The 24,725-nt window shown below is 64.7% G+C and carries 22 protein-coding genes and 1 pseudogene; 13 read left to right on the plus strand and 10 right to left on the minus strand.

The genetic code is table 11. The features are described from left to right. Nucleotides 1-26 precede the first annotated feature (26 nt). Both NKJ26_RS17795 and NKJ26_RS17800 read right to left on the minus strand, forming a co-directional pair. The gene (locus NKJ26_RS17795) at nt 27-1,193 is read right to left on the minus strand and encodes a 6-phosphofructokinase (RefSeq protein ID WP_352696336.1); all 1,167 of its coding nucleotides are present in this window, start codon (nt 1,191-1,193) and stop codon (nt 27-29) included. 86 nt (nt 1,194-1,279) lie between these two features. Continuing rightward, nucleotides 1,280-2,047, minus strand: coding sequence for a L,D-transpeptidase (locus tag NKJ26_RS17800; protein ID WP_352607631.1), 768 nt, complete (start codon nt 2,045-2,047; stop codon nt 1,280-1,282). 222 nt (nt 2,048-2,269) lie between these two features. Here NKJ26_RS17800 and NKJ26_RS17805 point away from each other — a divergent pair, with 222 nt between their 5' ends. After that, nucleotides 2,270-2,893 (plus strand): LysE family translocator, encoded by a 624-nt coding sequence (locus tag NKJ26_RS17805; protein WP_352607633.1) that lies wholly within the window; start codon nt 2,270-2,272, stop codon nt 2,891-2,893. Between the two features lie 46 nt (nt 2,894-2,939). Here NKJ26_RS17805 and NKJ26_RS17810 read toward each other — a convergent pair. After that, a pseudogene (locus NKJ26_RS17810) lies at nt 2,940-3,227 on the minus strand (autotransporter family protein); the annotation flags it as partial. A gap of 66 nt (nt 3,228-3,293) precedes the next feature. On the opposite strand from NKJ26_RS17810, the gene NKJ26_RS17815 reads away from it, so the two are divergent. Together NKJ26_RS17815 and xylB are read left to right on the plus strand one after the other, a co-directional pair. Beyond that, complete coding sequence (locus NKJ26_RS17815) at nt 3,294-4,619, plus strand: tetratricopeptide repeat protein (RefSeq protein ID WP_352696337.1); 1,326 nt, start codon at nt 3,294-3,296, stop codon at nt 4,617-4,619. 81 nt (nt 4,620-4,700) lie between these two features. Next, nucleotides 4,701-6,155 carry a xylulokinase gene (gene xylB / locus NKJ26_RS17820; protein WP_352696363.1) on the plus strand — a complete coding sequence of 485 codons (1,455 nt, stop codon included), beginning with the start codon at nt 4,701-4,703 and terminating at the stop codon, nt 6,153-6,155. 197 nt (nt 6,156-6,352) lie between these two features. Here the strand turns inward: xylB and NKJ26_RS17825 are convergent, their stop codons facing one another. Then, nucleotides 6,353-6,715 carry a nuclear transport factor 2 family protein gene (locus tag NKJ26_RS17825; RefSeq protein WP_352696338.1) on the minus strand — a complete coding sequence of 121 codons (363 nt, stop codon included), beginning with the start codon at nt 6,713-6,715 and terminating at the stop codon, nt 6,353-6,355. 112 nt (nt 6,716-6,827) lie between these two features. On the opposite strand from NKJ26_RS17825, the gene xylA reads away from it, so the two are divergent. Further along, the gene (gene xylA / locus NKJ26_RS17830; RefSeq protein ID WP_027023953.1) at nt 6,828-8,153 is read left to right on the plus strand and encodes a xylose isomerase; all 1,326 of its coding nucleotides are present in this window, start codon (nt 6,828-6,830) and stop codon (nt 8,151-8,153) included. A gap of 324 nt (nt 8,154-8,477) precedes the next feature. Continuing rightward, a complete protein-coding gene (locus tag NKJ26_RS17835; protein WP_352607641.1) occupies nt 8,478-8,687 on the plus strand; it encodes a hypothetical protein in 210 nt (69 codons plus the stop codon). Nucleotides 8,688-8,740: 53 nt separating this feature from the next. Here NKJ26_RS17835 and NKJ26_RS17840 read toward each other — a convergent pair whose 3' ends face one another. After that, nucleotides 8,741-9,721 carry a GlxA family transcriptional regulator gene (locus NKJ26_RS17840; protein ID WP_352696339.1) on the minus strand — a complete coding sequence of 327 codons (981 nt, stop codon included), beginning with the start codon at nt 9,719-9,721 and terminating at the stop codon, nt 8,741-8,743. 77 nt (nt 9,722-9,798) lie between these two features. Here NKJ26_RS17840 and bcoG point away from each other — a divergent pair, with 77 nt between their 5' ends. The 7 genes from bcoG (at nt 9,799) to NKJ26_RS17875 (ending at nt 17,632) form a co-directional block, all read left to right on the plus strand. Continuing rightward, nucleotides 9,799-10,716 (plus strand): 3-dehydrocarnitine:acetyl-CoA trimethylamine transferase BcoG, encoded by a 918-nt coding sequence (gene bcoG, locus NKJ26_RS17845; RefSeq protein ID WP_352696340.1) that lies wholly within the window; start codon nt 9,799-9,801, stop codon nt 10,714-10,716. 21 nt (nt 10,717-10,737) lie between these two features. Further along, nucleotides 10,738-11,367, plus strand: a complete 630-nt coding sequence (locus tag NKJ26_RS17850; protein ID WP_352696341.1) for an HD domain-containing protein — start codon at nt 10,738-10,740, stop codon at nt 11,365-11,367. Further along, nucleotides 11,364-12,458 carry a carnitine 3-dehydrogenase gene (locus NKJ26_RS17855; RefSeq protein WP_352696342.1) on the plus strand — a complete coding sequence of 365 codons (1,095 nt, stop codon included), beginning with the start codon at nt 11,364-11,366 and terminating at the stop codon, nt 12,456-12,458. Before NKJ26_RS17850 ends, NKJ26_RS17855 begins: the two co-directional genes overlap by 4 nt. A 4-nt stretch (nt 12,459-12,462) precedes the next feature. Further along, nucleotides 12,463-13,626 (plus strand): acyl-CoA dehydrogenase family protein, encoded by a 1,164-nt coding sequence (locus NKJ26_RS17860; protein ID WP_352696343.1) that lies wholly within the window; start codon nt 12,463-12,465, stop codon nt 13,624-13,626. A 3-nt stretch (nt 13,627-13,629) separates the two neighbouring features. Then, nucleotides 13,630-15,708 carry an acetate--CoA ligase family protein gene (locus tag NKJ26_RS17865; protein WP_352696344.1) on the plus strand — a complete coding sequence of 693 codons (2,079 nt, stop codon included), beginning with the start codon at nt 13,630-13,632 and terminating at the stop codon, nt 15,706-15,708. Further along, the gene (locus NKJ26_RS17870) at nt 15,701-16,483 is read left to right on the plus strand and encodes a carnitinyl-CoA dehydratase (protein ID WP_352696345.1); all 783 of its coding nucleotides are present in this window, start codon (nt 15,701-15,703) and stop codon (nt 16,481-16,483) included. Before NKJ26_RS17865 ends, NKJ26_RS17870 begins: the two co-directional genes overlap by 8 nt. A 210-nt stretch (nt 16,484-16,693) precedes the next feature. Continuing rightward, nucleotides 16,694-17,632, plus strand: a complete 939-nt coding sequence (locus tag NKJ26_RS17875; protein WP_352696346.1) for an alpha/beta hydrolase — start codon at nt 16,694-16,696, stop codon at nt 17,630-17,632. 28 nt (nt 17,633-17,660) lie between these two features. Here the strand turns inward: NKJ26_RS17875 and NKJ26_RS17880 are convergent, their stop codons facing one another. The 3 genes from NKJ26_RS17880 to NKJ26_RS17890 form a co-directional block, all read right to left on the minus strand. Continuing rightward, nucleotides 17,661-19,319, minus strand: a complete 1,659-nt coding sequence (locus NKJ26_RS17880) for an FAD-binding dehydrogenase (protein ID WP_352696347.1) — start codon at nt 19,317-19,319, stop codon at nt 17,661-17,663. Between the two features lie 73 nt (nt 19,320-19,392). Then, entirely contained in the window at nt 19,393-20,379 is a 987-nt protein-coding gene (locus NKJ26_RS17885; protein WP_352696348.1) for a Gfo/Idh/MocA family protein, read from the minus strand. Nucleotides 20,380-20,487: 108 nt separating this feature from the next. Further along, entirely contained in the window at nt 20,488-21,378 is an 891-nt protein-coding gene (locus tag NKJ26_RS17890; RefSeq protein ID WP_352696349.1) for a LysR family transcriptional regulator, read from the minus strand. Between the two features lie 96 nt (nt 21,379-21,474). Between NKJ26_RS17890 and NKJ26_RS17895 the strand changes: the two genes are divergently transcribed. Further along, complete coding sequence (locus tag NKJ26_RS17895; RefSeq protein ID WP_352696350.1) at nt 21,475-22,470, plus strand: aldo/keto reductase; 996 nt, start codon at nt 21,475-21,477, stop codon at nt 22,468-22,470. A 271-nt stretch (nt 22,471-22,741) separates the two neighbouring features. On the opposite strand, the gene NKJ26_RS17900 is transcribed toward NKJ26_RS17895, so the two are convergent. Continuing rightward, entirely contained in the window at nt 22,742-23,344 is a 603-nt protein-coding gene (locus NKJ26_RS17900; protein ID WP_352696351.1) for a nucleotidyltransferase family protein, read from the minus strand. A gap of 39 nt (nt 23,345-23,383) precedes the next feature. Beyond that, on the minus strand, nt 23,384-24,725 hold a 1,342-nt coding region (locus tag NKJ26_RS17905; RefSeq protein WP_352696352.1), incomplete at its 5' end, for a phenylalanine--tRNA ligase subunit beta.

Raw genomic sequence — 24,725 nt, forward strand, 5'->3', positions numbered from 1 at the left:
CCGGCATCAAGTGTGAGCCTGGGGCATCAGACGAACGGCTTCCCGACCTTGTATTTTTCGGGCACCAGCCGCTTGAGGTAGGCCATGCCGGCATCGGACAGCTGGTTGACGTCGGGCTTCATGAAAGTGTCAGGCATATGGCGGGTCTTGCCGGCGACGTTCTTCAACGGCACCTTCTTCAGCACCGTTTTGGTGCCGTCATATTGCAATGCCACCGAGCCGCCGCCTTGTTCGGCAACGGTGACGGCGAAGGCGCCGGCATCGAAAGCCTCCTGCGCATCGACCGCGCTGATGGCGCCGACATAGCCGCGCGGCATATAGCCAAGCGCATCGACGCGGGCCCGCTTGCCCGGCAGGCCTTCGGCCAATGCGCGCTCAAGCGCGGCCGGCAGATCGCTGCCGGACAATTTGACGTTGCCATGCGCGTCGCGCTCGAGCTTGTCCGGTGGCACCAGGCTTTCGACCAGCGCCTTGCCGTCGGCGGTGCTGACACCTTCCGACACGGCAACAATGCAGCGCTTGTGGCGGTCGAGCGTAGCGCGCACGTCTTCTATGAAGCCGGCGGCCGAGAACGGCCGCTCCGGCACGTAGACCAGGTGCGGACCGCTGTCGGGGTCGAGTTGCCAGGCGGCCGAGGCGGCGGTCAGGAATCCTGCGTGCCGGCCCATGACGATGCCGACATAGATGCCGGGCAGCGCGCGAAAATCGAGATCGACGGAGAGGAATGCGCCGGCGACGAACTCGGCCGCCGACATGAAGCCTGGCGTGTGGTCGTTTTCCTCGAGATCATTGTCGATGGTTTTCGGTGCATGGACGAAAGCGATCTTGCCGCCGGCGGCGTCGGTCAGGATCTGCTGCGTGCCCGACGTGTCGTTGCCACCGATGTAGATGAAGGCATCGGCGCCAGCCTTTTTCAGGCCGTTGAGAATCACGTCGCAATAGGCGGCGTCCGGCTTGTCGCGCGTCGAGCCAAGGGCGGCGCTTGGTGTCCCGGCGATCAGCCGCAGCCGGTCCTCCGATATGGCGGAGAGGTCGACATAATTGCCGTCACGAATGCCGCGCACGCCATGCAGCGAACCCAGCACCTTGGCGCCGGGATGCCGCTTGCGGATCTCCAGCGTCGCCCCGACAACCGTCTGGTTGATGACGGCGGTCGGGCCGCCGCCCTGCGCGATGACGAAAGTTCCGGCCATTCCTGATCTCTCCCGAGGCGATGGTTTCAGGGCACCTTCGCCTGTCTTTCGCTATCGCGCAACGGGAGAGTGGAGCGGGTGACGGATCAGACGACCACCACCGGATTTTTCTTCGAAACGCGGCTGTAGAGGTCGATGATGTCCTGGTTGATCAGGCGCACGCAGCCCGACGACATCGCCTGACCGATGCTCGCCCATTCGGGCGAGCCATGGATGCGGTAGCCGGTGTCCTTGCCGTCCTGATAGATGTAGAGCGCACGCGCGCCGAGCGGATTGGTGAGGCCGCCGGGCTGGCCGCCCTGCCACTTCACCAGCTCCGGCTTGCGGGTGATCATCTCGGGCGGCGGCGTCCAGGTCGGCCACTCCCTGCCGTACTGGATGTTGGCGCGGCCGGACCAGCGGAAGCCGTCCTTGCCGACGCCGACGCCATAGCGGATGGCATCGCCACCCGGCTGGACGAGGTAGAGCATGCGCTCTTGCAGGTGGACGACGATGGTGCCGGGCGCTTCGCCCGTCGTGTCGACCACGATCTGGCGGCGGAATTCCGGCTTGACCTTGAGGTAAGGCACTTCGGGCACGTTGAAGCCGCCATCGGTCAAGGCGGCGTACATCAAGTCGGGACTGGTGATGTTTTTGTCGACGCTGATACTCGGGCGGATCGGCCGCACCGAGCCGGTAACCGTGTCGTCAAGCTGCAGCATCGACAGGCCACCGCCGGAAGTCGAGCAGCCGGCGGCGCTGAGCAGCGCCAGCGCGCCCGCCCCGGACAGTATGGCACGGCGGGAGAAGTGATGATCGGTTTCGATTGCGTCGCCGTTTCGCGGCGGCGTCAGACCTTGCGGCAACCCACGCATGTACCCAAACCCTACGCTGTCGGCGGGAAGCACGGTCCGGCCGGATAGCAGGCATTTTCACCATTCATGGTTGATAAAGCGTAAAGGCCTTGGCCGATGTCGTGATTTCGCTAAACGGCGCGAACGGATGCCGGCCTGCCGTTGGCGCGATTGAAATCGTGGCCTTTACATTCTCCCGGGCCTAAGGATTTATCCTCTTCTTTGAGCTCAAGGGAGACGAGCATGTCCTTCGAAAACTGGGCCGCCTTCGCCGCCGCATCGACGATCCTTCTCGTCATTCCGGGGCCGACTATTCTTCTGGTGGTGTCCTATGCGCTGGGCCAGGGCTGGCGCACCGCCCTGCCGATGGCGGTCGGCGTGGCGCTGGGAGACTTCACCGCGATGACGATGTCGATGCTCGGCATCGGCGCGCTGCTGGCGGCTTCGGCGACTGTCTTCACGATCCTGAAGCTGATCGGCGCCGGCTATCTGATCTATCTCGGCGTGAAACTGTTCCGCGCCGGCGGCGCGCTGAAAGCCGAACCGCGCACCGACGCAGTATCGTCGGCCAAGATGATGGCGCATGCCTGGCTGGTCACCGCGCTCAACCCGAAGAGCATCACTTTCTTCGTCGCCTTCCTGCCGCAGTTCCTCGACCGGCACGCCGATTTCTGGACGCAGATGCTGATCTTCGAGACGACCTTCCTGGCGCTCGCCTTCGCCAATGCCTTCGGCTACGCGCTGATCGCGGCACGCGCCCGCAACGTCGTTCGCAACCCCAAGGCGATCCGCATCTTCAACCGAACCGGCGGCACGCTGCTGGTCGGCGCCGGCATCGCCACGGTGGCGATGCGTTCCAGCAATTGAGTTCGGGCTCGCTCCTCGCGCAGCGCCGACTCTGGCGGCATCGCTTGTCGCCGCCGAGGTCGACCGAACCACAGATGATGCCGCCGCCACTCCAGACGAAATTGTCGCCAAAGCTCATCGGCACATCGCCGCCGACCGTGCCGCCGGCAACCGTCACGCTGTCATTGCCGCCGCTGACGCTGATATTGCCGCCGATAGTGCCGCCCGAGAGGATGATCGTGTCCTTGTCGAAGCCGGTGACGAGGTCGCGGCCGATGGTGCCGGCGGACATGTTGAAATAATTCTCATCGAGCTTCATGTTAACGCGGCCGATGCGGCCGCCGGTCATCACCGCACGGCTTTAAGATCGCTTCGGACCTAGGTTCGAAGGATCGCTCACGGGTCGATCAGGGGACGTTGCATGGCAGTCAATGATGCATTCGGCCTGGCGTTTTCGGGCGCGAGCGATGCGGGGTTCACGCCCTACAGCCAGGCGGTGCGTGAGCTGCAGTGCTTCATCGGCGATCCTGTCGGCTCGGTCGACAGGGCCATCGCCGAGAACCCCGGTTTCGTCATGGCGCATGTCTTCAAGGGCTATCTCTTTGGGCTCGCTACTGAACGAGAGGCGACGGCCGTGGCCAAGGCATGTTACGAAGCGGCGCTGCCGCTTGCCGCGACGGGGCGCGAAGAGGCGCATGTCTCTGCCCTTGGCCATCTCGCCGGCGGGCGCTGGCATGAGGCCGCCCGCATCCTCGAAGACGTCGCCATCGATTTCCCGCTCGATGCGGTGGCGCTGCAGATCGGGCACCAGATCGATTTCTTCACCGGCAATGCCCGCATGCTGCGCGACCGCATCGCCCGCGCCTTGCCGTCCTGGCAGGACGATATGCCAGGCTACCATGCCGTGCTCGGCATGCAGGCCTTCGGGCTGGAGGAGATGGGAGACTACGCCCGTGCCGAAACGCTTGGCCGCGCGGCGATCGAGATCGAGCCGCGCGACGGCTGGGCGCAACATGCCGTGGCGCATGTGATGGAGATGCAAAGCCGGCAAAAGGATGGCATCGCCTGGATGCGCGCCAACCCCGAGGCGTGGACGACGGAGAGTTTTCTCAAGGTGCACAATTGGTGGCATCTGGCGCTATTTCACTATGACCTCGGCGAGACCGACGAGGTGCTGGCACTTTATGACGGGCCGATCTACGGCACGCGATCGACGCTGGCGCTCAACATGGTCGATGCTTCGGCGATCTTGTGGCGGCTCCATCTCGGCGGCCTCGATGCAGGCGATCGCTGGGCAGCGCTTGCCACCAACTGGGCGCCCAAGGCCGGCGCCGGCAATTATGCTTTCAACGACGCTCACGCGATGATGGCCTTCGTTGGTGCCGGGCTCGACGCCCCGGCCCGGACCTTGCTCGACGCGCAGCGGGAGGCCATGCGCGGCGACGACGACAACGCGGCTTTCACCCGGGATGTAGGCCATCCCCTTACGCTCGCCATCCAGGCATTCGGCGACAGGGATTATAGCCGGACGGTGCGCCTGATCAGGCCGATTCGGGCGATCGCCCATCGCTTCGGCGGCAGCCATGCACAACGCGACATCATCGACCTGACACTGATCGAAGCGGCCTTGCGGGCGGGTGATGGCGCGCTGGCAAGAGCGCTCACGGCCGAGCGTTCGACGGCGCGGCCCGACAGTCCACTGTCGGCGCTGCTTTCACGGCGTGCGGCCGATTTGTCAGAGAATTGACCCGAAGCGGATCTTGCCTTAAAACCTGGCCAAGCCAGATTTTTTCGAGATCCGAAAAAATTAATGGCAAGGGAGGAAATCATGTATCTCGGCCTCGACCTGGGCACGTCGGGTATCAAGGCGCTGCTGATCGATGCGGGACAGTCCGTCATCGGTTCCGGCCATGCGTCGCTCGACGTATCGCGTCCGCACCCCGGCTGGTCGGAACAGGATCCGGCTCAATGGATACGCGCCTGCGACGAAGCAATTGCCGAATTGAGGGCTTCCCATCCAGGGCAACTCGCGGCGGTGAAAGGCATCGGCCTGTCCGGCCACATGCACGGTGCAACCTTGCTCGATTCGGCCGACAAGGTGCTGCGCCCCTGCATCCTGTGGAACGATACGCGCAGTCATGTCGAGGCAGCGGCGCTCGATGCCGATCCTCGCTTCCGCGAACTCACTGGCAACATCGTCTTTCCTGGCTTCACCGCGCCGAAGCTTGCCTGGGTCAAGAACAACGAGCCCGCTGCCTTCGCCGGGGTAGCGAAGGTGCTGCTGCCCAAGGACTTCCTGCGGCTCTGGCTGACCGGGGAGCATATTTCGGAAATGTCGGATTCGGCCGGCACGGCCTGGCTCGATGTCGGCAAGCGTCGCTGGTCGTCCGAATTGCTGGCAGCGACGTCGCTCGACGAAAGACAGATGCCGTCGCTGGTCGAAGGCACCGACAGAGCTGGCGCCCTGCGCGCCGAACTGGCTTCGAAATGGGGCATGCAGGCGGGCATCCCGATTGCCGGTGGCGCCGGTGACAATGCCGCTTCGGCCTGCGGCATGGGCACGGTGGGCGCGGGCCACGCCTTCGTCTCGCTCGGCACGTCGGGCGTGCTCTTTGCCGCGAACGCGTCCTACCTGCCGAACCCGGCAAGTGCCGTCCATACCTTCTGCCACGCGCTTCCGAACACCTGGCACCAGATGGGCGTCATCCTGTCGGCGACGGATTCGCTGAACTGGCTGTCGGAAATCACGGGCAAGGGCGCGGGCGAACTGACCGCCGAACTCGGCGACACGCTGAAGGCGCCGGGCGGCGTGTCCTTCCTGCCCTATCTCTCGGGTGAACGCACGCCGCACAATGATTCGGCCATTCGCGGCGCGTTCACCGGCCTTGGTCATGAGTCGAGCCGCGCCGTACTGACCCAGGCCGTGCTCGACGGTGTCGCCTTTGCCTTTCGCGACAGTCTCGAAGCGTTGAGGATAGCGGGCACCACATTGACGCGCGTAACGGCAATCGGCGGCGGCTCGCGCTCGCGCTATTGGCTGAAAGCCATTGCCACCGCGCTTGGCCTGCCGGTCGACATTCCCGCCGACGGCGATTTCGGCGCCGCCTTCGGCGCCGCCAGGCTTGGCCTGATTGCCGCGACGGGCGCCGATCCGCTCGATGTCTGCAAGGCGCCGAGGACGGATGCCACGATCGAACCTGATGCCGCGCTTGGCGGCGCTTACGCGGATGCCTATGACCGCTACCGGGCGCTGTATCCGGCGATCAGGGCGGCAACGGCGTGAGTAGGCGCGAGGCGCCCCCCTCTGCCCTGCCGGGCATCTCCCCCTCTAGGGGGGAGATCAAGCTCTTTTTCGGTCTTCGCCAATCGCCAGCGCTGCAAGTCGGGAGCCGACGTAAGAGCTGCCAATCTCCCCCCTTGAGGGGGAGATGGCCGGCAGGCCAGAGGGGGGCGCCTCACGCCCGCCTTACCCAGAAATCCTCACTGCGCCGGCACCTTGTCCAAAAAACCCGTGACGCTCTTCAGGCGGCCATTCTCGATGATGCCGATATCTGTGCCTTCGATGACGGACGGCGTGCCCTCGGGGCCGAGATTCCAGGAAAAGCGGATATTGTCGGCAAAGCCGTCCGGCGTGCCCTTCAGCGAGAAGCGGAAGCCGGCAAAGCGTTGCTGGACGCCGTCGATGAGCGCGGCGAGGCCATCATGGCCGTCGCCCTGCATGAGCGGATCGCGGTAGCTGACATCTTCGGTGAAGGTCGCCTTGAGCAACTCGGCGCGGCGCTTCGCGTCGCCTTCGTTCCAGGCGGTGATGTAGTTTTGGGCGATCGTGTTGAGGTCGGTCATGGTCTGTCTCCTTTGTCGGGTGGCTGTGACATGAGCTTTTTCGGCGGACGCAAGAGCGAAACCAATTACGCCTGAGGTAATCGGGGCGGATTAATCGAGAGGAAGAGAACCAATGAGCAGCGGATTTTTCGGCGACATCCAGAAGATCAAGTATGAGGGACCGGATTCGACCAATCCGCTGGCCTACCGGTTCTACAATCCCGACGAGGTGGTGGCCGGCAAGCGGCTGGAGGACCATCTGCGCTTTGCCGTCGCCTATTGGCATTCCTTCGCCTGGCCGGGCGGCGATCCGTTCGGTGGCCAGACCTTCGACCGCCCTTGGTTTCCCAAGGCCGGCGGCATCGACACGATGGAACTGGCCAAGCTCAAGGCCGATGTCGCCTTCGAGATGTTCTCGCTGCTCGGCGCACCCTATTTCTGCTTCCACGACGCCGACGTGCGGCCCGAGGGCAAGGATTTTTCCGAAAGTGCGGCGCGCCTGGACGAAATCGCCGATTATTTTGCGGGCAAGATGAAGCAGACCGGCGTCAAGCTTCTTTGGGGCACGGCGAACCTGTTCTCCAATCGCCGTTTCATGTCCGGTGCGGCAACCAATCCCGATCCCGATGTCTTTGCCTATGCGGCGGCGACGGTGAAAAGCTGCCTCGACGTCACCAAGCGGCTGAAGGGCGAGAACTATGTTCTGTGGGGCGGACGCGAGGGCTACGAGACGCTGCTCAACACCGATCTTGCGCGCGAGCAGGAGCAGGCCGGGCGGTTCCTCAGTCTCGTCGTCGATTACAAGCACAAGATCGGTTTCAAGGGCACGATCCTGATCGAACCGAAGCCGCAGGAGCCGACAAAGCACCAGTACGACTACGACGTCGCGACGGTCTACGGCTTCCTCAAGCGCTTCGGGCTGGAGAAGGAGGTCAAGCTCAACATCGAGCAGGGCCACGCCATCCTCGCCGGCCACTCCTTCGAGCACGAGCTGGCGTTGGCCAACGCGCTCGGCATTTTCGGCTCGATCGACATGAACCGCAACGACTACCAGTCCGGCTGGGACACCGACCAGTTCCCCAACAATGTGCCGGAGATGGCGCTGGCCTATTACCAGGTGCTGCAAGCGGGCGGCTTCAAGACCGGCGGCACCAATTTCGACGCCAAGCTGCGCCGTCAGTCGCTCGATCCGCAGGATCTGCTGATCGGCCACGTCGGCGGCATGGATTCCTGCGCGCGCGGCCTCAAGGCCGCCGCTCGCATGGTCGAGGACAAGGCGCTGTCGGGCCCGCTGGCCGAGCGTTATGCCGGCTGGAACAGCGCCGAGGCCAAGGCGATGCTGTCGGGCAAGCGCTCGCTGGAAGACATCGCCGAGCGGGTGGTGAAGAAAAAGATCGAGCCGCAACCGCGCTCCGGCCGCCAGGAACTGCTCGAAAACATCGTCAACAGGTACGTTTGAAGGCGTCTTTCTCCCCGTCTCTAACGGGGAGAAATGTCCAGTCCACCCTCCGCAGCTGCTGCGGAGGACGGGCAGGGCAATGAGGGGCGGCGCCAATCTTCGCAATCGACCTCAAGCTATAGCCATTCAAACGGACTCTGAGTGCAAAGCGCCGTTACCTTGCCAGCGGCGACGCCCTGGAACGGCTTTGCGCGCGCCCATATCCGACGACAAGGTTTTGCCCTTTGACGCCCCTCAATCGCCTCGCTCTTGCCTTCAAACTGCCGTCACGAATCTCGTATAAGAATGGCTCGTGGCGGGAGAGGAAGAAGGAGGCGAACCGATATGCAGAACGAACGTGAAATCGACGCCCTGCTCTCACCTGGCGAGGCCGGATCGATCATCGACCGGTTGATGGAATTGCCGCATCCGAAAGATGGCGCACGCCGCTCGAACGAGTGGGATCGTGCCGTTGCCAGCCGTTTCGAAACCCACCTGGCAAAGCAGATGCGCTCGCAGATCGATAGCGGCAGCGACCGTCAGAACGCTGCCTGATCGATCTTTGTCTATGCTTCCCAAAACCGCTTCACGCTTTTGGGCGACAAGCGCTACCCGCGTCGCAGCCTGACCGGCGCTTCACCGAATGCCCGTGAGAAAGCCCTCGAAAATGCCGCGGCGGACGAAAATCCGGTCCGCCCCGCAATGTCGGCCATCGCCACTCTGGTGTCGACCACCAGCCGGCGCGCCGCACCCAGGCGCAGCCTGAGATAATAGGCGCCCGGCGTCTCGCCGATCGACTTGCGAAAAATGCTCTCCAGGGTTCGCGCGGTCACGCCGGCGCGCTTTGCCACGGCTTCAATGGTCAGCGGCTGGTCGACATGCGCCTCCATCAATCGGATCGCCTGCGCCAGACGCGGGTCGTAGCCGTCGAGCCGGCCGAGCGAGACCAGCGGCTGCGCATCGGTTGAGGCGCGTGCCTGGTCGTAGATGAAGACGCTGGCGACATCGAGCGCGACGGCCATGCCGAGCCGCGTGCGGATCAGGTGCAGCATCAGGTCGAAGGTAGGTGAGGCGCCGCCCGACGTGAAGACCGGGCCGTCGATGACATAGCGGTCGGGCCGCACATCGACGCCGGGAAAGGCCGTGGAAAACTCCTCCATGTCCTCCCAGTGGGTGGTGGCGCTACGCCCTTCCAGCAGGCCGGCGCGCGCCACCAGCCAGGTGCCGGCCTCGACGCCGCCACAGGCGCGCGCCGTCCGCGCCGCCCGGCGCAGGCCGGACAGCAGGGCCGACGTCGCATAGTTCTGGGTGCCGAAGCCGGCGACGACGACAAGCATATCGGTCTGCTCGGCCGCGTCGAAGCGGCCGCTGACCGCCACCGGCAGGCCGCATGTGGTGACCGGGGCCTCGCCGGTGACGGAGACCAGCTTGAAATCGAACAGGGTCTCGCCGGAGATACGGTTGGCGGCACGCAGCGGGTCGACGGCTGAGGCCACGCACATGATGGACGAGCCGGAAAACACCAGCAGCGTGACCTTGAGCGGCGAGCGCTCGGCACGAAAGATCGGCGGTTTTTCGCTTTTAGCCATGGAAACTTCGTAAAACGCAAAACAGTTTCCGGCAAGTCAGGCATTCTTGGCCTGTTGTCCGATTGGGAGGATTTTCCATGCCGCTCGCGATGAACCGTGAGGTTTTCATTACCTGTGCCGTAACCGGGTCCGGCGGTTCGCAGGACCGCAGCCCGCATGTGCCGCGCTCGCCCAAGCAGATCGCCGATTCGGCGATCGATGCGGCCAAGGCCGGTGCCGCCATCGTCCATTGCCATGTCCGCGACCCCGACACCGGCAAACCGCGACGCGACGTGCATCTCTACCGCCAGGTGACTGAGCGCATCCGCGCGGCGGACGTCGACGTCATCCTGAACCTGACCGCCGGCATGGGCGGCGACATGGTGTTCGGATCGCCCGAGGCGCCGCTGCCGCTCAACGAGAAAGGCACCGACATGGGCGGCGCCACCAACCGCATGGAGCATGTGCGCCAGTGCCTGCCGGAAATTTGCACGCTCGATTGCGGCACCATGAATTTCGCCGAGGCGGATTATGTCATGACCAACACGCCCGGCATGCTGCGCGCCATGGGCGGCATGATGACGGCGCTCGGCGTCAAACCGGAGATCGAAGCCTTCGACACCGGCCATCTCTGGTTCGCCAAGCAGCTGGTCGAGGAAAAGGTGCTCAATCCCGATGCGCTGGTGCAGCTCTGCATGGGCGTGCCGTGGGGAGCGCCTGACGACCTCAACACTTTCATGGCCATGGTCAACAACGTCCCGTCGACCTGGAACTGGTCGGCCTTCGCCATCGGCCGCAACCAGATGGCCTATGTCGCCGCCGCGGTGCTGGCCGGCGGCAATGTTCGCGTCGGGCTGGAAGACAATCTGTGGCTCGACAAGGGCGTGCTGGCGACCAATGCGCAGCTGGTCGAACGCGCGGCCAGTATCGTCACCAATCTCGGCGCCCGAATCCTCGGCCCGGAGGAGGTGCGCAAGAAGCTGAACCTGACCAAGCGGGCGCCGATAGCGGCATAAATTATTCGCTGGGAGGTCGGCGTGACTACCGTAAAATTCACCGCGATGAAGGATGGCGACCGGGAAGACTACGAATTCCTGACCGCGCACGAGATCGACTATGCGGCCAGGACCGGCGAGCGCCTGCTCGACGCGCTGGTGCAGCTCGACGAGGGTCTGTCGGGCTACAAGATCACACGGCTCGGCCATTCCCTGCAGGCGGCGACGCGCGCCTGGCGCGACGGTGCCGACACCGATTGGATCACCTGCGCGCTGCTGCACGACATCGGCGACATCTACGCGCCTTACAATCACGATGAATATGCGGCTTCGATCCTGAAACCCTTCGTGCGCGAGCAATGCACCTGGGTGGTGGAGAAGCATGGCGACTTCCAGCGCCTCTATTATGCCCATCACCTCGGCGGCAACCGTCACGCGCGCGACTGCTTCGCCGGCCATGCCTATTTCGACGATTGCGACCAGTTTTGCGAACGCTGGGACCAGTCGAGCTTCGACCCCAAATACGAGACGCTGCCGATCGATTTCTTCCGGCCCTTCGTGCTCGAAGTCTTTGCCCGCAGGGCCTACGACCCCTCAGTGGTCCGCACCGGCGAGCGCGTGCCTCTCATCGACCCAGAAACAGCCAGGACAAGAACCGGAGCTTCCGCATGAGCATCATCAACAAGGCGGCCGCCATCGGCGGCGGCGTCATCGGCGCCGGCTGGGTGGCGCGCCTGCTGCTGAACGGCATCGACGTGTCGATCTTCGACCCCGACCCCGAGGCGTCGCGCAAGGTCGGCGAGGTGATGAAGGGCGCGCGCCGCGCCTATAAGCAGATGGTGCCCGGCGGCCTGCCGAAAGAGGGCAGGCTGACCTTTGCCAAGACCATTGCCGAGGCGGTCGCCGATGCCGACTTCATCCAGGAGAGCGTGCCGGAACGGCTCGACCTCAAGCACCGCGTGCTGGCCGAGATCGACACCCACGCGCCCGCCAACGCCATCGTCGGCTCGTCGACCTCGGGCATCAAGCCGAGCGACATGCAGGTGGCGATGAAGAAGCACCCCGAGCGGCTGGTCGTCGGCCATCCGTTCAACCCGGTCTATCTCTTACCGCTGGTCGAGATCGTCGGCGGCGACCAGACTTTTCCCGAGGCGATCGAGGTCGCCAAGGAGATCTACGCCTCGATCGGCATGAAGCCTGTCGTCATCCGCAAGGAGATCGAGGCCTTCGTCGGCGACCGCCTGCTCGAAGCAGCGTGGCGCGAGGCGCTGTGGCTGATCAAGGACGGCATCTGCACCGTCGAGGAGCTCGACGACATCATGCGCTATGGCTTCGGCCTGCGCTGGGCGCAGATGGGCATGTTCCAGGTCTATCGCGTCGCCGGCGGCGAGGCCGGCATGCGCCACTTCATGGCCCAGTTCGGTCCGTGCCTGAAATGGCCATGGACCAAGCTCATGGATGTCCCGGAATTCAACGACGAGCTGGTCGACCTGATCGCCACTCAGTCGGACGACCAGGCCCACGGCCTGTCGATCCGCGAACTGGAAAAGATCCGCGACGACAATCTGGTCGCGATCATGGACGCGCTGTCCAAGCAGAACAAAGGCAAGGGCTGGGGTGCCGGTGCCCTGCACAAGGACTATACGAAGCAGTTGGCCAAGCTGGCGGCGAAAAAGCCTACCGCTTCCAAGGCGGCCGAAAAAGCCAAGGCATTGAAGCCGGTGAAGAAGGCCGAAAAACCGAGGAAAAAGAAGAAAGGCTGAGACCATGGATTTCGGTCTGTCGGAGGAACAGAAGCTTATCGTCGAGACGACGCGCGCGTTCGTCGAGAACGAGCTTTACCCGCATGAGCGTGAGGTGGAACGCACCGGCGTGCTGCGCCGCGAATTGATCGAGGAGTTGAAGGCCAAGGCGATCGAAGCCGGGCTCTATGCTGCCAACATGCCGGCGGACGTCGGCGGTGCCGGCCTCGATACGGTGACCTGGCTGCTCTACGAGAAGGAACTCGGCCGCGCCAACTACGCCTTGCACTGGACCTGCGTCGCGCGTCCCTCCAACATTCTGCTGGCCGGCACGCCTGAGCAGCGCGAAAAATACCTGTTTCCCTGCATCCGCGGCGAGAAATGGGATTGCCTGGCGATGACCGAACCGGGCGCCGGTTCGGACCTGCGCGGCATGAAGGCGACCGCCGTGCAGGACGGCGACGACTGGGTGCTGAACGGCACCAAGCATTTCATCAGCCACGCCGATCTCGCCGACTTCGCCATCGTCTTCATGGCCTCGGGCGAAGAGGATTCGCCGCGTGGCAAACGCAAGAAGATCACCGCCTTCTTCGTCGACAAGGGCACCAAGGGATTCACGGTGCGCGACGGCTATCGCAACGTCTCGCATCGCGGCTACACCAACGCCATTCTCGAATTCGACGATTGCCGCCTGCCGGCGAGCCAAGTCTTGGGCGAGGTGCACAAGGGTTTCGACGTCGCCAATTCGTGGCTCGGGGCCACCCGCCTGCAGGTCGGCGCCACCTGTCTCGGCCGGGCCGAGCGGGCGCTTGGCCATGCGGTGGAATATGCCGCGCAACGCCAGCAGTTCGGCCAGCAGATCGGCAAGTTCCAGGGCGTCTCGTTCAAGCTCGCCGACATGGCGACCGAATTGAAGGCCGCCGACCTGATGGTGTTCGAAGCCGGCTGGAAGTACGATCAGGGCACCGTCACCGACCAGGACATGGCCATGGCCAAGTTGAAGGCCACCGAAATGCTCGCCTTCGTCGCCGACGAGGCGATCCAGATCCATGGCGGCATGGGTTTGATGGACGACCTGCCGCTGGAGCGCATCTGGCGCGACGCCCGTGTCGAGCGCATCTGGGAAGGCACGTCGGAAATCCAGCGTCACATCATTTCGCGGGCGTTGCTGCGGGCGGTTGGGGGCTGATCCATGCACAAGCTTGAACGTCTCCTCCGCCCCAGATCGATCGTCGTCTTCGGCGGCGCGCAGGCTGCCGCTGTCGTGGCGCAATCGATCAAGATGGGCTTTGCCGGCGAGATCTGGCCGGTGCATCCGAGCAAGGATGAGGTCGCCGGCCGCAAGGCCTATCGCTCGGTCGCCGACCTGCCCGGCGCGCCAGACGCCGCCTTTGTCGGTGTCAACCGGCACCTGACCATCGAAGTGATCAAGGCCTTGGCCGAACGCGGCGCCGGCGGCGCGGTCTGCTTTGCCGCGGGGTTTCTCGAAACCGAGGCCTACGACGCCGATGGCGAGCGGCTGCAGGCCGAGCTTGTGGCGGCGGCGGGCCAGATGCCGATCATCGGCCCAAACTGCTATGGCCTGATCAACTATGCCGACGGCGCGCTTTTGTGGCCCGACCAGCATGGCGGCATAAGGCTGGCCGAGGGCGGCAAGGGCGTCGCGATCATCACGCAATCGTCCAACATCGCCATCAACATGACGATGCAGAAGCGCGGCCTGCCGATCGCCTTCCTGATGACCGCCGGCAATCAGGCGCAGACCGGCCTGTCCGAAATGGCGCTCGGCCTGATCGAGGACGAGCGGGTAACATCGCTCGGCCTGCATATCGAGGCTTTCGATTCGGTAGCCGGCTTCGAACGGTTGGCGGCACGGGCGCGCGAGTTGAAGAAGCCGATCATCGCCATGAAGGTCGGTCGCTCCGAACAGGCGCGGCAGGCGACCGTCTCGCACACCGCCTCGCTCGCCGGCTCGGACGCAGCGTCGGGCGCTTTCCTGAAGCGCCTGGGCATCGCGCGCGTCGATTCCATCCCCGCCTTCATCGAAGCGCTGAAGCTGCTGCACATCACCGGTCCGCTGCCCGGCTATCGCCTGTCGTCGATGAGTTGTTCGGGCGGCGAGGCCTCCGTCATGGCCGACAGCGCCGAAGGCCGCTGGGTCAATTTCCCGGTCCTGACCGACCAGCATCGCGCCCATGTCAAGTCGACGCTCGGGCCGCTGGTCGCGGTCGCCAACCCGCTCGACTATCACACCTTCATCTGGAACAACGAGCCGGCGATGACCGCCACCTTCACAGCCATGGTGTCCGGCGGCTTCGATTTGAACATGCTGGTGCTCGACTTTCCGCGTCCCGACCGCTGCTCGGTCACCGACTGGTGGGCGACGCTGCGCGCCTTCGAATCGGCGCTGAAGACCAACAAGGCGCATGGCGCCATCGTCTCCTCGCTGCCGGAGAACCTGCCGGAAGAATACACAGCCGAGCTGATGGCGCGGGGCATGGTGCCGTTGTTCGGCATTTCCGAAGCCATGGACGCCGCGCAAGCGGCAGCCTTTATCGGTTGGGCGTGGCATGAGCCGCAGGCGCAGCCGATCGACACGTCCGCCTCCGGCGCGCCAGGCGGCGATCACATCACGCCAGATGAAGCCGAGGCGAAGGCACGGCTGATCGGGGCCGGGCTTCCAGTGCCGAAAGGCGAACGCGCCGGCAATTCGGTCGAGGCGGTGATCTCGTCGATGGCGCTCGGCTTCCCGGTGGCGTTGAAGGCGTTGGGCGTCACCCACAAATCCGAGGTCGGGGCAGTAAGGCTCAATCTCAAGGATGCCGAATCGGTCAGCACGGCGGCGCATGATCTGCTGCCGCTCGGCACCGGGCTCTACGTCGAGCGCATGGTGCGCGACGGCGTCGCCGAACTGATCGTCGGCTTCACCCGCGATCCGATGTTCGGCGCGGTCATGACGCTGGGCACCGGCGGCGTGTTGGTCGAGTTGCTGCGCGACAGCGTCACGCTGATGCTGCCGGCGACGCGCGACGATATCGAGGCGGCATTGCGTGGGCTGAAACTCTACCCGCTGCTCGAAGGCTATCGCGGCCGGCCAAAAGCCGATGTCGTGGCGGCCATCGACGCCATCTCGGGCATCGCCGCTTTCGTCCAGCAGAATGCCGGCGAGATCGAGGAACTGGATATCAACCCGCTGATCGTCTGCGCGGAAGGCAAGGGCGCCTGGATCGCCGACGCGCTGCTGGTGCTGGGAGAGAAGAAGAATGTCTGACGTCATTTCGACCCGCCGCGAGGGCACCATTCTCGAGGTTACGCTCGACCGGCCCAAGGCCAATGCCATCGACCTCAAGACATCGCGGCTGATGGGCGAAACCTTCAAGGCGTTCCGCGACGATCCCGCCTTGCGCGTCGCCATCGTCAGGACCGCCGGCGACAAGTTCTTCTGCGCCGGCTGGGACCTGAAGGCTGCTGCCGGCGGCGATGCGGTCGACGGCGATTACGGCGTCGGCGGCTTTGCCGGCTTGCAGGAGCTGCGCGATCTCAACAAGCCTGTCATCGCTTGCGTCAATGGCATGGCGGTCGGCGGCGGCTTCGAACTGGCGCTGTCCTGCGACCTCATCTACGCCTCGGACCATTCCTCCTTCGCGTTGCCCGAAATCCGAGCCGGCACCCTGGCCGATGCGGCGACCATCAAGCTGCCGAAACGCATCCCCTATCATGTCGCGATGGACCTTCTGCTCACCGGCCGCTGGATGGATGTCGCCGAGGCGCACCGCTGGGGCCTCGTCAACGAAGTGCTGCCGAAGGAGCAACTCGAGGACCGTGTCTGGGAGATCGCCAGGCTTTTGGCCAGCGGCCCGCCGCTGGTCTTCGCCGCGATCAAGGAGACGGCGCGCGTGGCCGAAGCGCTGACCTTCCAGGACGCGATGAACAGAGTGACGCGCCGCCAGTTGCCGACGGTCGATGCGCTGTATGGCTCCGAGGACAATATGGAAGGATTCCGCGCGTTTGCGGAAAAGCGCGACCCGGTGTGGAAGGGAAGATAGAGGAATGCCGGGGATAACGGCGCGAGGCGCCCCCCTCTGCCCTGCCGGGCATCTCCCCCTCCAGGGGGGAGATCGGCAGTTTCAGGCTCGGCGCTCCTCCTGCAACGTAGAAGGTTGGCGAAAGCTGTCGCGACAACCAATCTCCCCCCTTGAGGGGGAGATGGCCGGCAGGCCAGAGGGGGGCGCCTGGGCTCGCCCTTCACAGTCGGTATGACCGACTACGGCAAACTCATCGACGCCGAGACCCGGACCTTCATCGAGCGGACCAATTCCTATTACCCGCCGGATACGATCGACTACACGATTGCCGAGCAGCGCGAGATCTATGACCGCATGTGCCGGGAGTTCTTTGCCGGCTATCCCGAGGGGGTGACAGCGGAGACCACCGCTATTGCCGGGCCGGCGTGCGATATCCCGATCCGCATCTACCGAGGCGCGCCGCGAGCAGCGGTGACGGTGCTCTATGTCCATGGCGGCGGTTTCATGCTCGGCGGGCTCGACAGCCACGACGACGTCTGCGCCGAGCTTTGCGCCCGCACCGGCTACGAAGTGATCTCGGTCGATTACCGGCTGGCGCCGGAGCACCTGCATCCGGCCGCCTTCGACGACGTGATGAGCGCCTTCGACTGGGCTGCCGCCAATCGCAAACACCCCATTCTGCTGTGCGGCGACAGCGCCGGCGGCAATCTTGCCGCGGCCGTCAGCCATGCGACACGCGGCCATGTGAAAAAACCGATCGGCCAGGTACTGATCTATCCCGGTCTTGGCGGCGACTCGTCGCGCGGGTCCTACGTGACACATGCCGAGGCGCCGATGCTGACCATACGCGATCTCGAGTTTTACAAGAACATTCGCACTGGCGGCGTCGACAGCACCGGCGACATCACGCAGTCGCCGCTTGCCGACGCCGATTTCGCCTACCTGCCGCCGACCGTGCTGGTCACGGCGCAATGCGACCCGCTTTCATCCGATGGCGAAGCCTATCGAGACCGCGTCGTAGCGGCAGGCGGGCGTGCCGTCTGGCTCGAGGAGAAAGGCCTGGTGCACGGTTATCTCAGGGCCCGGCACACGGTGGGCCGTGCCCGCGCAAGCTTCACCCGCATCGTCGACGCGGTTGCCACCCTCGGACAGGGTTCCTGGCACTGGTGAGCGGCCTTATCGTCTCGCGGCTTGAGCCTTATTGCACCGAGGCGGCCGCCGCCCGGCCGGCGCCGCGGCCGGAAAAGATGCAGCCGCCGAGGAACGTGCCTTCCAGCGCCGCATAGCCATGCACGCCGCCGCCGCCGAAACCGGCGGCCTCGCCGACGGCATAGAGTCCCGCGACCGGCCGACCGTCGGCACCCAGCACGCGGCTGTCGAGATCGGTCTGCAGGCCGCCCAGCGTCTTGCGGGTCAGGATGTTGAGGCGCACCGCGATCAGCGGGCCATTTGCCGGGTCGAGCATCTTGTGCGGCCTGGCGGTACGGATCAGCCGGTCGCCGAGATAGGCGCGGGCGCCGCGCAAGGCGGTGATCTGCATGTCCTTGGAGAACGGATTGTCGAGCTGCCGGTCGCGGGCACGGATCTCGCGCTCGACCTGGCCGACGTCCAGCAGCGGTTCGCCGCCGGCCAGTGCGTTCATGCGCGCTACCAGCGTCGGCAGGTCGGCTTCGACAATAAAGTCCTCGCCCTTGTTCATGAACGCCTTGACCGGCCCCGGAATGCCGGATGTGGCGCGGCCGAGCACTTGACGCCAGCTCTTTCCCGTCAAGTCCGGGTTCTGTTCGGAGCCCGACAGCGCGAACTCCTTCTGGATGATTTTCCTGGTCAGGATGAACCAGGAATAATCGAAGCCGGTGCTCATGATGTGGCTGAGCGTGCCCAGCGTGTCGAAACCGGGATAGAGCGGCACCGGCAGGCGCTTGCCCCTGGCATCGAGCCACAGCGATGACGGGCCGGGCAGGATGCGGATCGCATGGTCGGTCCAGATCGGCGCCCAGTTCTTGATGCCCTCGACATAGTGCCACATGCGGTCGCGGTTGATGATCGAGCCGCCGGCCTGTTCGGTGATCGCCAGCATGCGGCCGTCGACATGGTCGGGCACGCCGGTGATCATGCGCTTCGGTGCCGTGCCGAGCCGCTGCGGCCAGTTTTCCCGCACCAGCTGATGATTGCCGCCAATCCCGCCGGAGGCGACGATCACCGCTTGCGCCTTGAGCGCGAAATCGCCGGCGATGTCGCGCGCGCTTTTGTGGCCGCGCTCGACGGTGCTCGGCTGCAGGATTTCGCCGCGCACGCCGTCGACGGTCGCACCCGTGCGGGTCAACTCATTGACGCGGTGACGGAACCTGAAGCTGATCAATCCACGCTTTTCCGCCTCGCGCACGCGCAGGACAAAAGGTTCGAGCACGCCGGGGCCGGTGCCCCAGGTGATGTGGAAGCGCGGCACCGAATTGCCGTGGCCGATGGCGTTGCCGCCACCGCGCTCGGCCCAGCCGACCACCGGAAAGAATTTCAGGCCGCGCTGCATGAGCCAGGAGCGTTTCTCGCCGGCGGCGAAGCCGACATAGGCCTCCGCCCATTTGCGCGGCCAATGATCCTCCGGCCGGTCGAACGCGGCGGTGCCCATCCAGTCCTCGAGGGCCAGATCGTGCGAATCGCGGATGCGCATGCGCCGCTGCTCCGGCGAATCGACGAGAAAAAGGCCTCCGAACGACCAGAACGCCTGGCCGCCCAGCGATTGCTCGGGTTCCTGGTCGACGATGATGATCTTCTTGCCGGCATCGGCAAGCTCGGCGGCGGCGACCAGCCCGGCAAGGCCGGCGCCGACAATGATAACATCCGCATCGTCAGCCATTTTCCCCTCCCAATTAGCCGGCTAAAGCCATTCTGGGAAAAAGCGGTTTCCCGGAATGGCGTCGACGCAAAAATCAGACCGGTTCCCAGCCGTCCTTGCCGCCGGCGCGGAAGATGGCGTCGATGACCTTCTGGTTGAGCACGGATTCCTCCAGCGTGAAGACACGCTCCGTGCCGCCTTGCGCCGCCCGCGCGAAGGTCTCGACCTCCAGCCGGTACTGCTGGGTGCCGGGAAACCGGAATACCTGCGCCTCGGTGTGGTTCTGGTTGTGCAGCTCGACGCGGTGATGATCGTAGAGCCCGGCATTGAAGGGCGAGAAAACCTCGATGAAGCCCTTCTCCCCATGGAAAACCATCACCTGGCGCGCCGCCATTTGGGTCGACAGGTAGAAGGACAGTTCGAAGTCGCCGAAATCGGCACGGATCGAGGAATAGATGTCGGTGCCGAATGTCTTGTCGCGCTCGATCGTCGCCTGAACCCGCAGCGGCTCCTTGCCGGTGGAAAACCGCGTCGACACGGTCGGGTAGACGCCGATGTCGGGCAGTGCGCCGCCACCGAGATCGAGCTGGTTGCGCATGTTGTTGGGGTCGACATTGTAGTAGGAGAACGCACCCTGAACATGGCGCAGCCGGCCGATTGCGCCGCTGGCGATGAGGTCGCGCACCTTGATCCATTGCGGGTGATAGATAACCATGAACGCTTCGCAGACCAGCACCTTCCTGGCGTCGCGCAGCTTGATCAGCGGCTGAATGTCCTTGGCGTCGAGCGCCAGCGGCTTTTCGACCAGCACATGCTTGCCGGCCTCGATGGCCTTGGCCGTCCATTCGACATGCTGCGATGTCGGCAGCGGGATGTAGACGCCGTCGAGTTCGTTCGAAGCCAGCAGTTCCTCATAGGAGCCGAAGGCATGGCGCGCGCCGAAGCGCTCCGCCAGCGCCTTGGCCTTGGACGGATCGCGGCTGGCGATCGCCGACAGCACGCCGTTCTGTGCCTCGGCGATCGCCGGCAACAACTGCTCGCGGCCGATCTTGGCCGTCGACAGAACACCCCATCGGAACATCACGCTTCTCCATGTCGATTACAGCTGACGAGGTTGCCCGAAATCGGCCGAAAAGCCAATTGGCAGTTGCTGCGCGACCCTTCCCTTGTGTGGAGGGCGATCGCGCATCTATCCGCTCACCCTGAAGAAATCCACGAAAGCCCTGAGCGCCGGCCGCATTTGGCGGCGGCTTGGATAATAGACGAAGAACCCGTCGAAGGGCGGGCACCAGTCGTCCAGAACGCGGATCAGCTTGCCGTCGGCAATCGCCTGATTGACATAGCCCTCGAACACGAAGGTCAGGCCGGCGCCGTTTATCGCGGCTTCGACGTTCAGGCGATCCTCACCGACGATCAGCGGTCCGTTGACGGCGATCTCCAGCTCCTCGCCATCCTTCTCGAATTCCCAGCGGTAGAGCACGCCGCTGGAAAATCGGAAGCGGACGCAGCGATGCCCCGCCAGGTCGCGCGGGTGGTTCGGGCGCGGCATGGTCTCGAAATAGGATGGGGCGGCAACCACCGCGCCTCGGATCGGCGGGCCGATCCGCACGGCGATCATGTCGCGCTGCAGGCTCTCGCCGAGCCGCACGCCGGCGTCGAAGCCGCCCTCGACCACATCGGTGAAGCGGTCCTCGATGACGATCTCCAGCACGATGTCGGGAAAGGCCTGGGCAAAGGCACCAAGCCGTGGCGCCAGTGTCAGCTGCGCGGCGGTGCGCGGCACGGTGAGCCGCAGATTCCCGGCCGGCCGGTCGCGCGCCTCGATCGCGGTTTCCAGCGCAAGATCGATCTCCGACAGCGCCGGCCGCAAGCGCTCCAGCAATTGTGCGCCTTCGTCGGTCGGGGCTACGCTGCGTGTGCTGCGCGACAGAAGCCGCACGCCAAGCCGTGCTTCAAGGCTGGACACCGCGTGGCTGACCGCCGACGGCGCGATGGCCAGTTCCCTGGCCGCGCCGCGAAAGCTGCCGCATTGGGCGACGGTTGCCAGCACGGCCAGCTGTGAAAGATGTGCGCGGTTCATTGATCTATTTATTGGAACGGCCTGTGCGTAGAAGAGCCGATTATCGAACGAAGTGCAAGGCGCTATCTCTGTCGCATCGCAACAAGGAGACGCGTGATGCAAACCCGCAAACTAGGAACTGAATTGAACGTCTACCCGGTCGGCCTCGGCTGCATGGGCATGAGTTTCGGCTATGGCGGCCAGGCGGAAGCCGACGCGATCGCCACGCTGCATCGTGCCGTCGAGATCGGCGTCAACTTCTTCGACACGGCCGAAGTCTACGGCCCCTACGAGAACGAGATCCTGCTCGGCAAGGCGCTGAAATCCGTACGCGACAAGGTGACCATCGCGACCAAATTCGGCTTCAAGATCCTGGAGGAAGGCACCGGCACCGACCGCATGGCCGGCGTCGACAGCCGTCCGGAGCACGTCAAGGCCGTCGCCGAGGCATCGCTGAAGCGGCTGGGCACCGATGTCATCGACCTCTATTACCAGCACCGCGTCGATCCCAATGTGCCGATCGAGGACACGGTCGGCGCCATGGCCGAACTGGTGCGCGAGGGCAAGGTGCGCGCGCTCGGCCTGTCGGAGGCAAGTGCCGCGACCATCCGCCGGGCCCATGCCGTGCATCCAATCGCTGCCGTGCAGAGCGAATATTCGCTGTGGAGCCGCGACCCGGAGGACGAGGTTTTCGCCGTCTGCCGAGAGCTCGGCATCGGTTTTGTCCCGTATAGCCCGCTCGGTCGTGGCCTGTTGACGGGCACCATCGCCAAGCCCGAGGCCCTGAGCGACGACGACTGGCGCCGCGGCCTGCCGCGTTTCCAGGCCGATGCCATGGCGGCCAATGCCCAGGTTATCGCTACGCTGGAGAAGTTGGCGGCGCAAAAGGGCGTAACCTCGGCGCAGCTGGCGCTCGCCTGGGTGTTGCACCAGGGCGATTTCATCGTACCGATTCCCGGCGCCCGAAAGATCCGCCATCTGGAACAGAACACGGCGGCGGCCGGGATCGAGCTGAGCGCTACCGAAGTGCGGGCAATCGGCGATGCGTTGTCGCCGGACAAGGTTGTAGGGAAGCGCTACACCGAGGAGCTGCTGGCGCTGGTGAATGGGTGAGGGATGAACGCTGGTTGATTGAAAGGGGCGCTGCGGCGCTCCCTCTTCAATGCCGCGCGATGCAGATGATTGTGATATGCGGGCGCGAAGCGCCCCCCTCTGTCCTGCCGGACATCTCCCCCTCAAGGGGGGAGATCGGCTGTCATTCTGGCTTTCGCCAATCGTAGAGGTTAAGTGAAGCGCCAGCCGTGGAACTGCCAATCTCCCCCCTTGAGGGGGAGATGTCCGGCAGGACAGAGGGGGGCGCTTCGCGCCGACATTCCGGCAACGCCTACCACGGCACCACGCTGATCTCCGGCCAGTTAGCCTCCGCCCGCTTGCCCTTCGCCTCATGCGTCCGCTGATTATCCATCACCCGGTTCGGCGTAATCCGAAACGAAAACATGTCGTCGAGCCCAAACGGCGCCACCAACTCCAACTGCCCATCCGCGTCGAAACGCACCCCAACCGCGTGAGTTTTAGAGGCAAAGAAGCTGACGGATTGGCTGGAACTCGTATAGCGCGGACAGGGCTGCCCGAACTTTTGCGGGTACCACAAATGAACCCGCGCCTGATTGCGGACCTCGACCGGCACCGGCAGCCCTTCGAAATGCTTCGCCGCTCGGCGAATGATGGCGTCCTCGGCCTCATAGGACAGGTCGCTCTCATCGAAATAGAACAGGTCGACATCCTTGATGCCGTAGCCCGACGGCTTTCCTGTCAGGTAGTTCCAGACGCTGTTGTAGAGCGCGCCGGAGACCACCAGCCAGTCCGGTAGCGCGAAAGTGCGGGCGCGCGCCAGCGCTTGGCGCACAAGCGGGTCTGCCGCGATGATGTCGAGAAACGCCGCGCGTTGCTCTTCGAACGGGAGCCCGGAATAGCGGAGATGGTTCATCGCCCATTGGACGGCGATTCGCCGTAGCTCGGCAACCCTCTACGTCCGCAGCACGCCACCCGTCTGCTTGCCGACATTCTCGATGATGCGCTTGGCCAGCGCCTCGAAATCCTCGTCGGTCAGCGTCTTTTCGACCGGCTGGATCGACACTTCGATGGCGATGGATTTTTTGTCGGTGCCGAGCGATGTGCCCTCGAAAATGTCGAACACCGAAACGCCTGATATCAGCTTCTTGTCGGCGGCGAGCGCCGCGCGCACCAGCGTGCCGGCCTCGACTCCCTTGTCGACGACGAAAGCAAAGTCGCGCTTCACCGCCTGGAAGGCGGACAGTTCCAGCGTCGGCTTGGTCTTCGTCGGCTTAGCCTTCGGTTCGGGCACGGCATCGACGAACACTTCGAAGCCGCACAGCGGCCCGGAGACATCGAGCCCCTCCAGCGTCTTCGGATGGAACTCGCCGAAGGTGCCGAGCACCGTCTTCGGGCCGAGCTTGATCGTGCCGGAACGGCCGGGATGATACCAGGCTGGGCCGCCCGCCTCGATCTGCAGCCGATCGACCGGCGCGCCGCAGGCTTCGAGCGCCGCGATGGCATCGGCCTTGGCGTCGAACACGCCGACCGGACCCGAATTGCCGGCCCAGTTACGGCCCGAACCGTCGAGCTTGGCCGTGCCGCGCCGCACCCCGGCGGCCACGCGCCGCTGCTGGTCGGAGCCGTCGCCCTCGTAAGTGCCCGACACTTCGAACAGCGCGACGTCGCCAATGCCCCTGTCGGCATTGCGCTGGGCAGCGGCGATCAGTCCCGGCAGCAGCGACGGCCGCATGTCGGACATGTCGGCGGCGATCGGATTGGCAAGCTTCAACGCCGTCTGGCCGCCGCCGAACAGTTCGGCGTGTTTGGCCGGGATGAACGACCAGGTGACGGCCTCCATCATGCCGCGCACCGCGAGCGCGCGCTTGGTGGTACGGGTGCGAACCTGCAACGTGGTGAGAATCCTGGCGTTGACCGCGTCATGCGAGCCGAGCGGCTGTGGTGCGATGTTGTCCACGCCGTGGATGCGCATGACTTCCTCGACCAGGTCGGCCTTGCCGTCGACATCGGGGCGCCAGGAGGGCACCGCCACCTTGACGACATCACCCGAGCCCTCAGGCTTGAAGCCGAGGCGCGACAGGATATCGAGGCTTTCCGCACGGGGCACTTCGATGCCGGTCAGCCGCTTCACCTCCGACAGCGGGAAGGAAACGATCTTGGGGGCGTGGGGGGGGGGGGGGGGGGGGGGGGGGGGGGGCGGGGCGGGGCGGCCGGCCGCGCGCCGCAGCCGCGCGGGGAGGGGAGGCGGTGTGGCGACAACAAAAACACAAAAAAGAGGGCACAGCGGCGCGGGG

The organism is Mesorhizobium sp. M0152, from assembly GCF_040322415.1.
GTDB lineage: Bacteria > Pseudomonadota > Alphaproteobacteria > Rhizobiales > Rhizobiaceae > Mesorhizobium.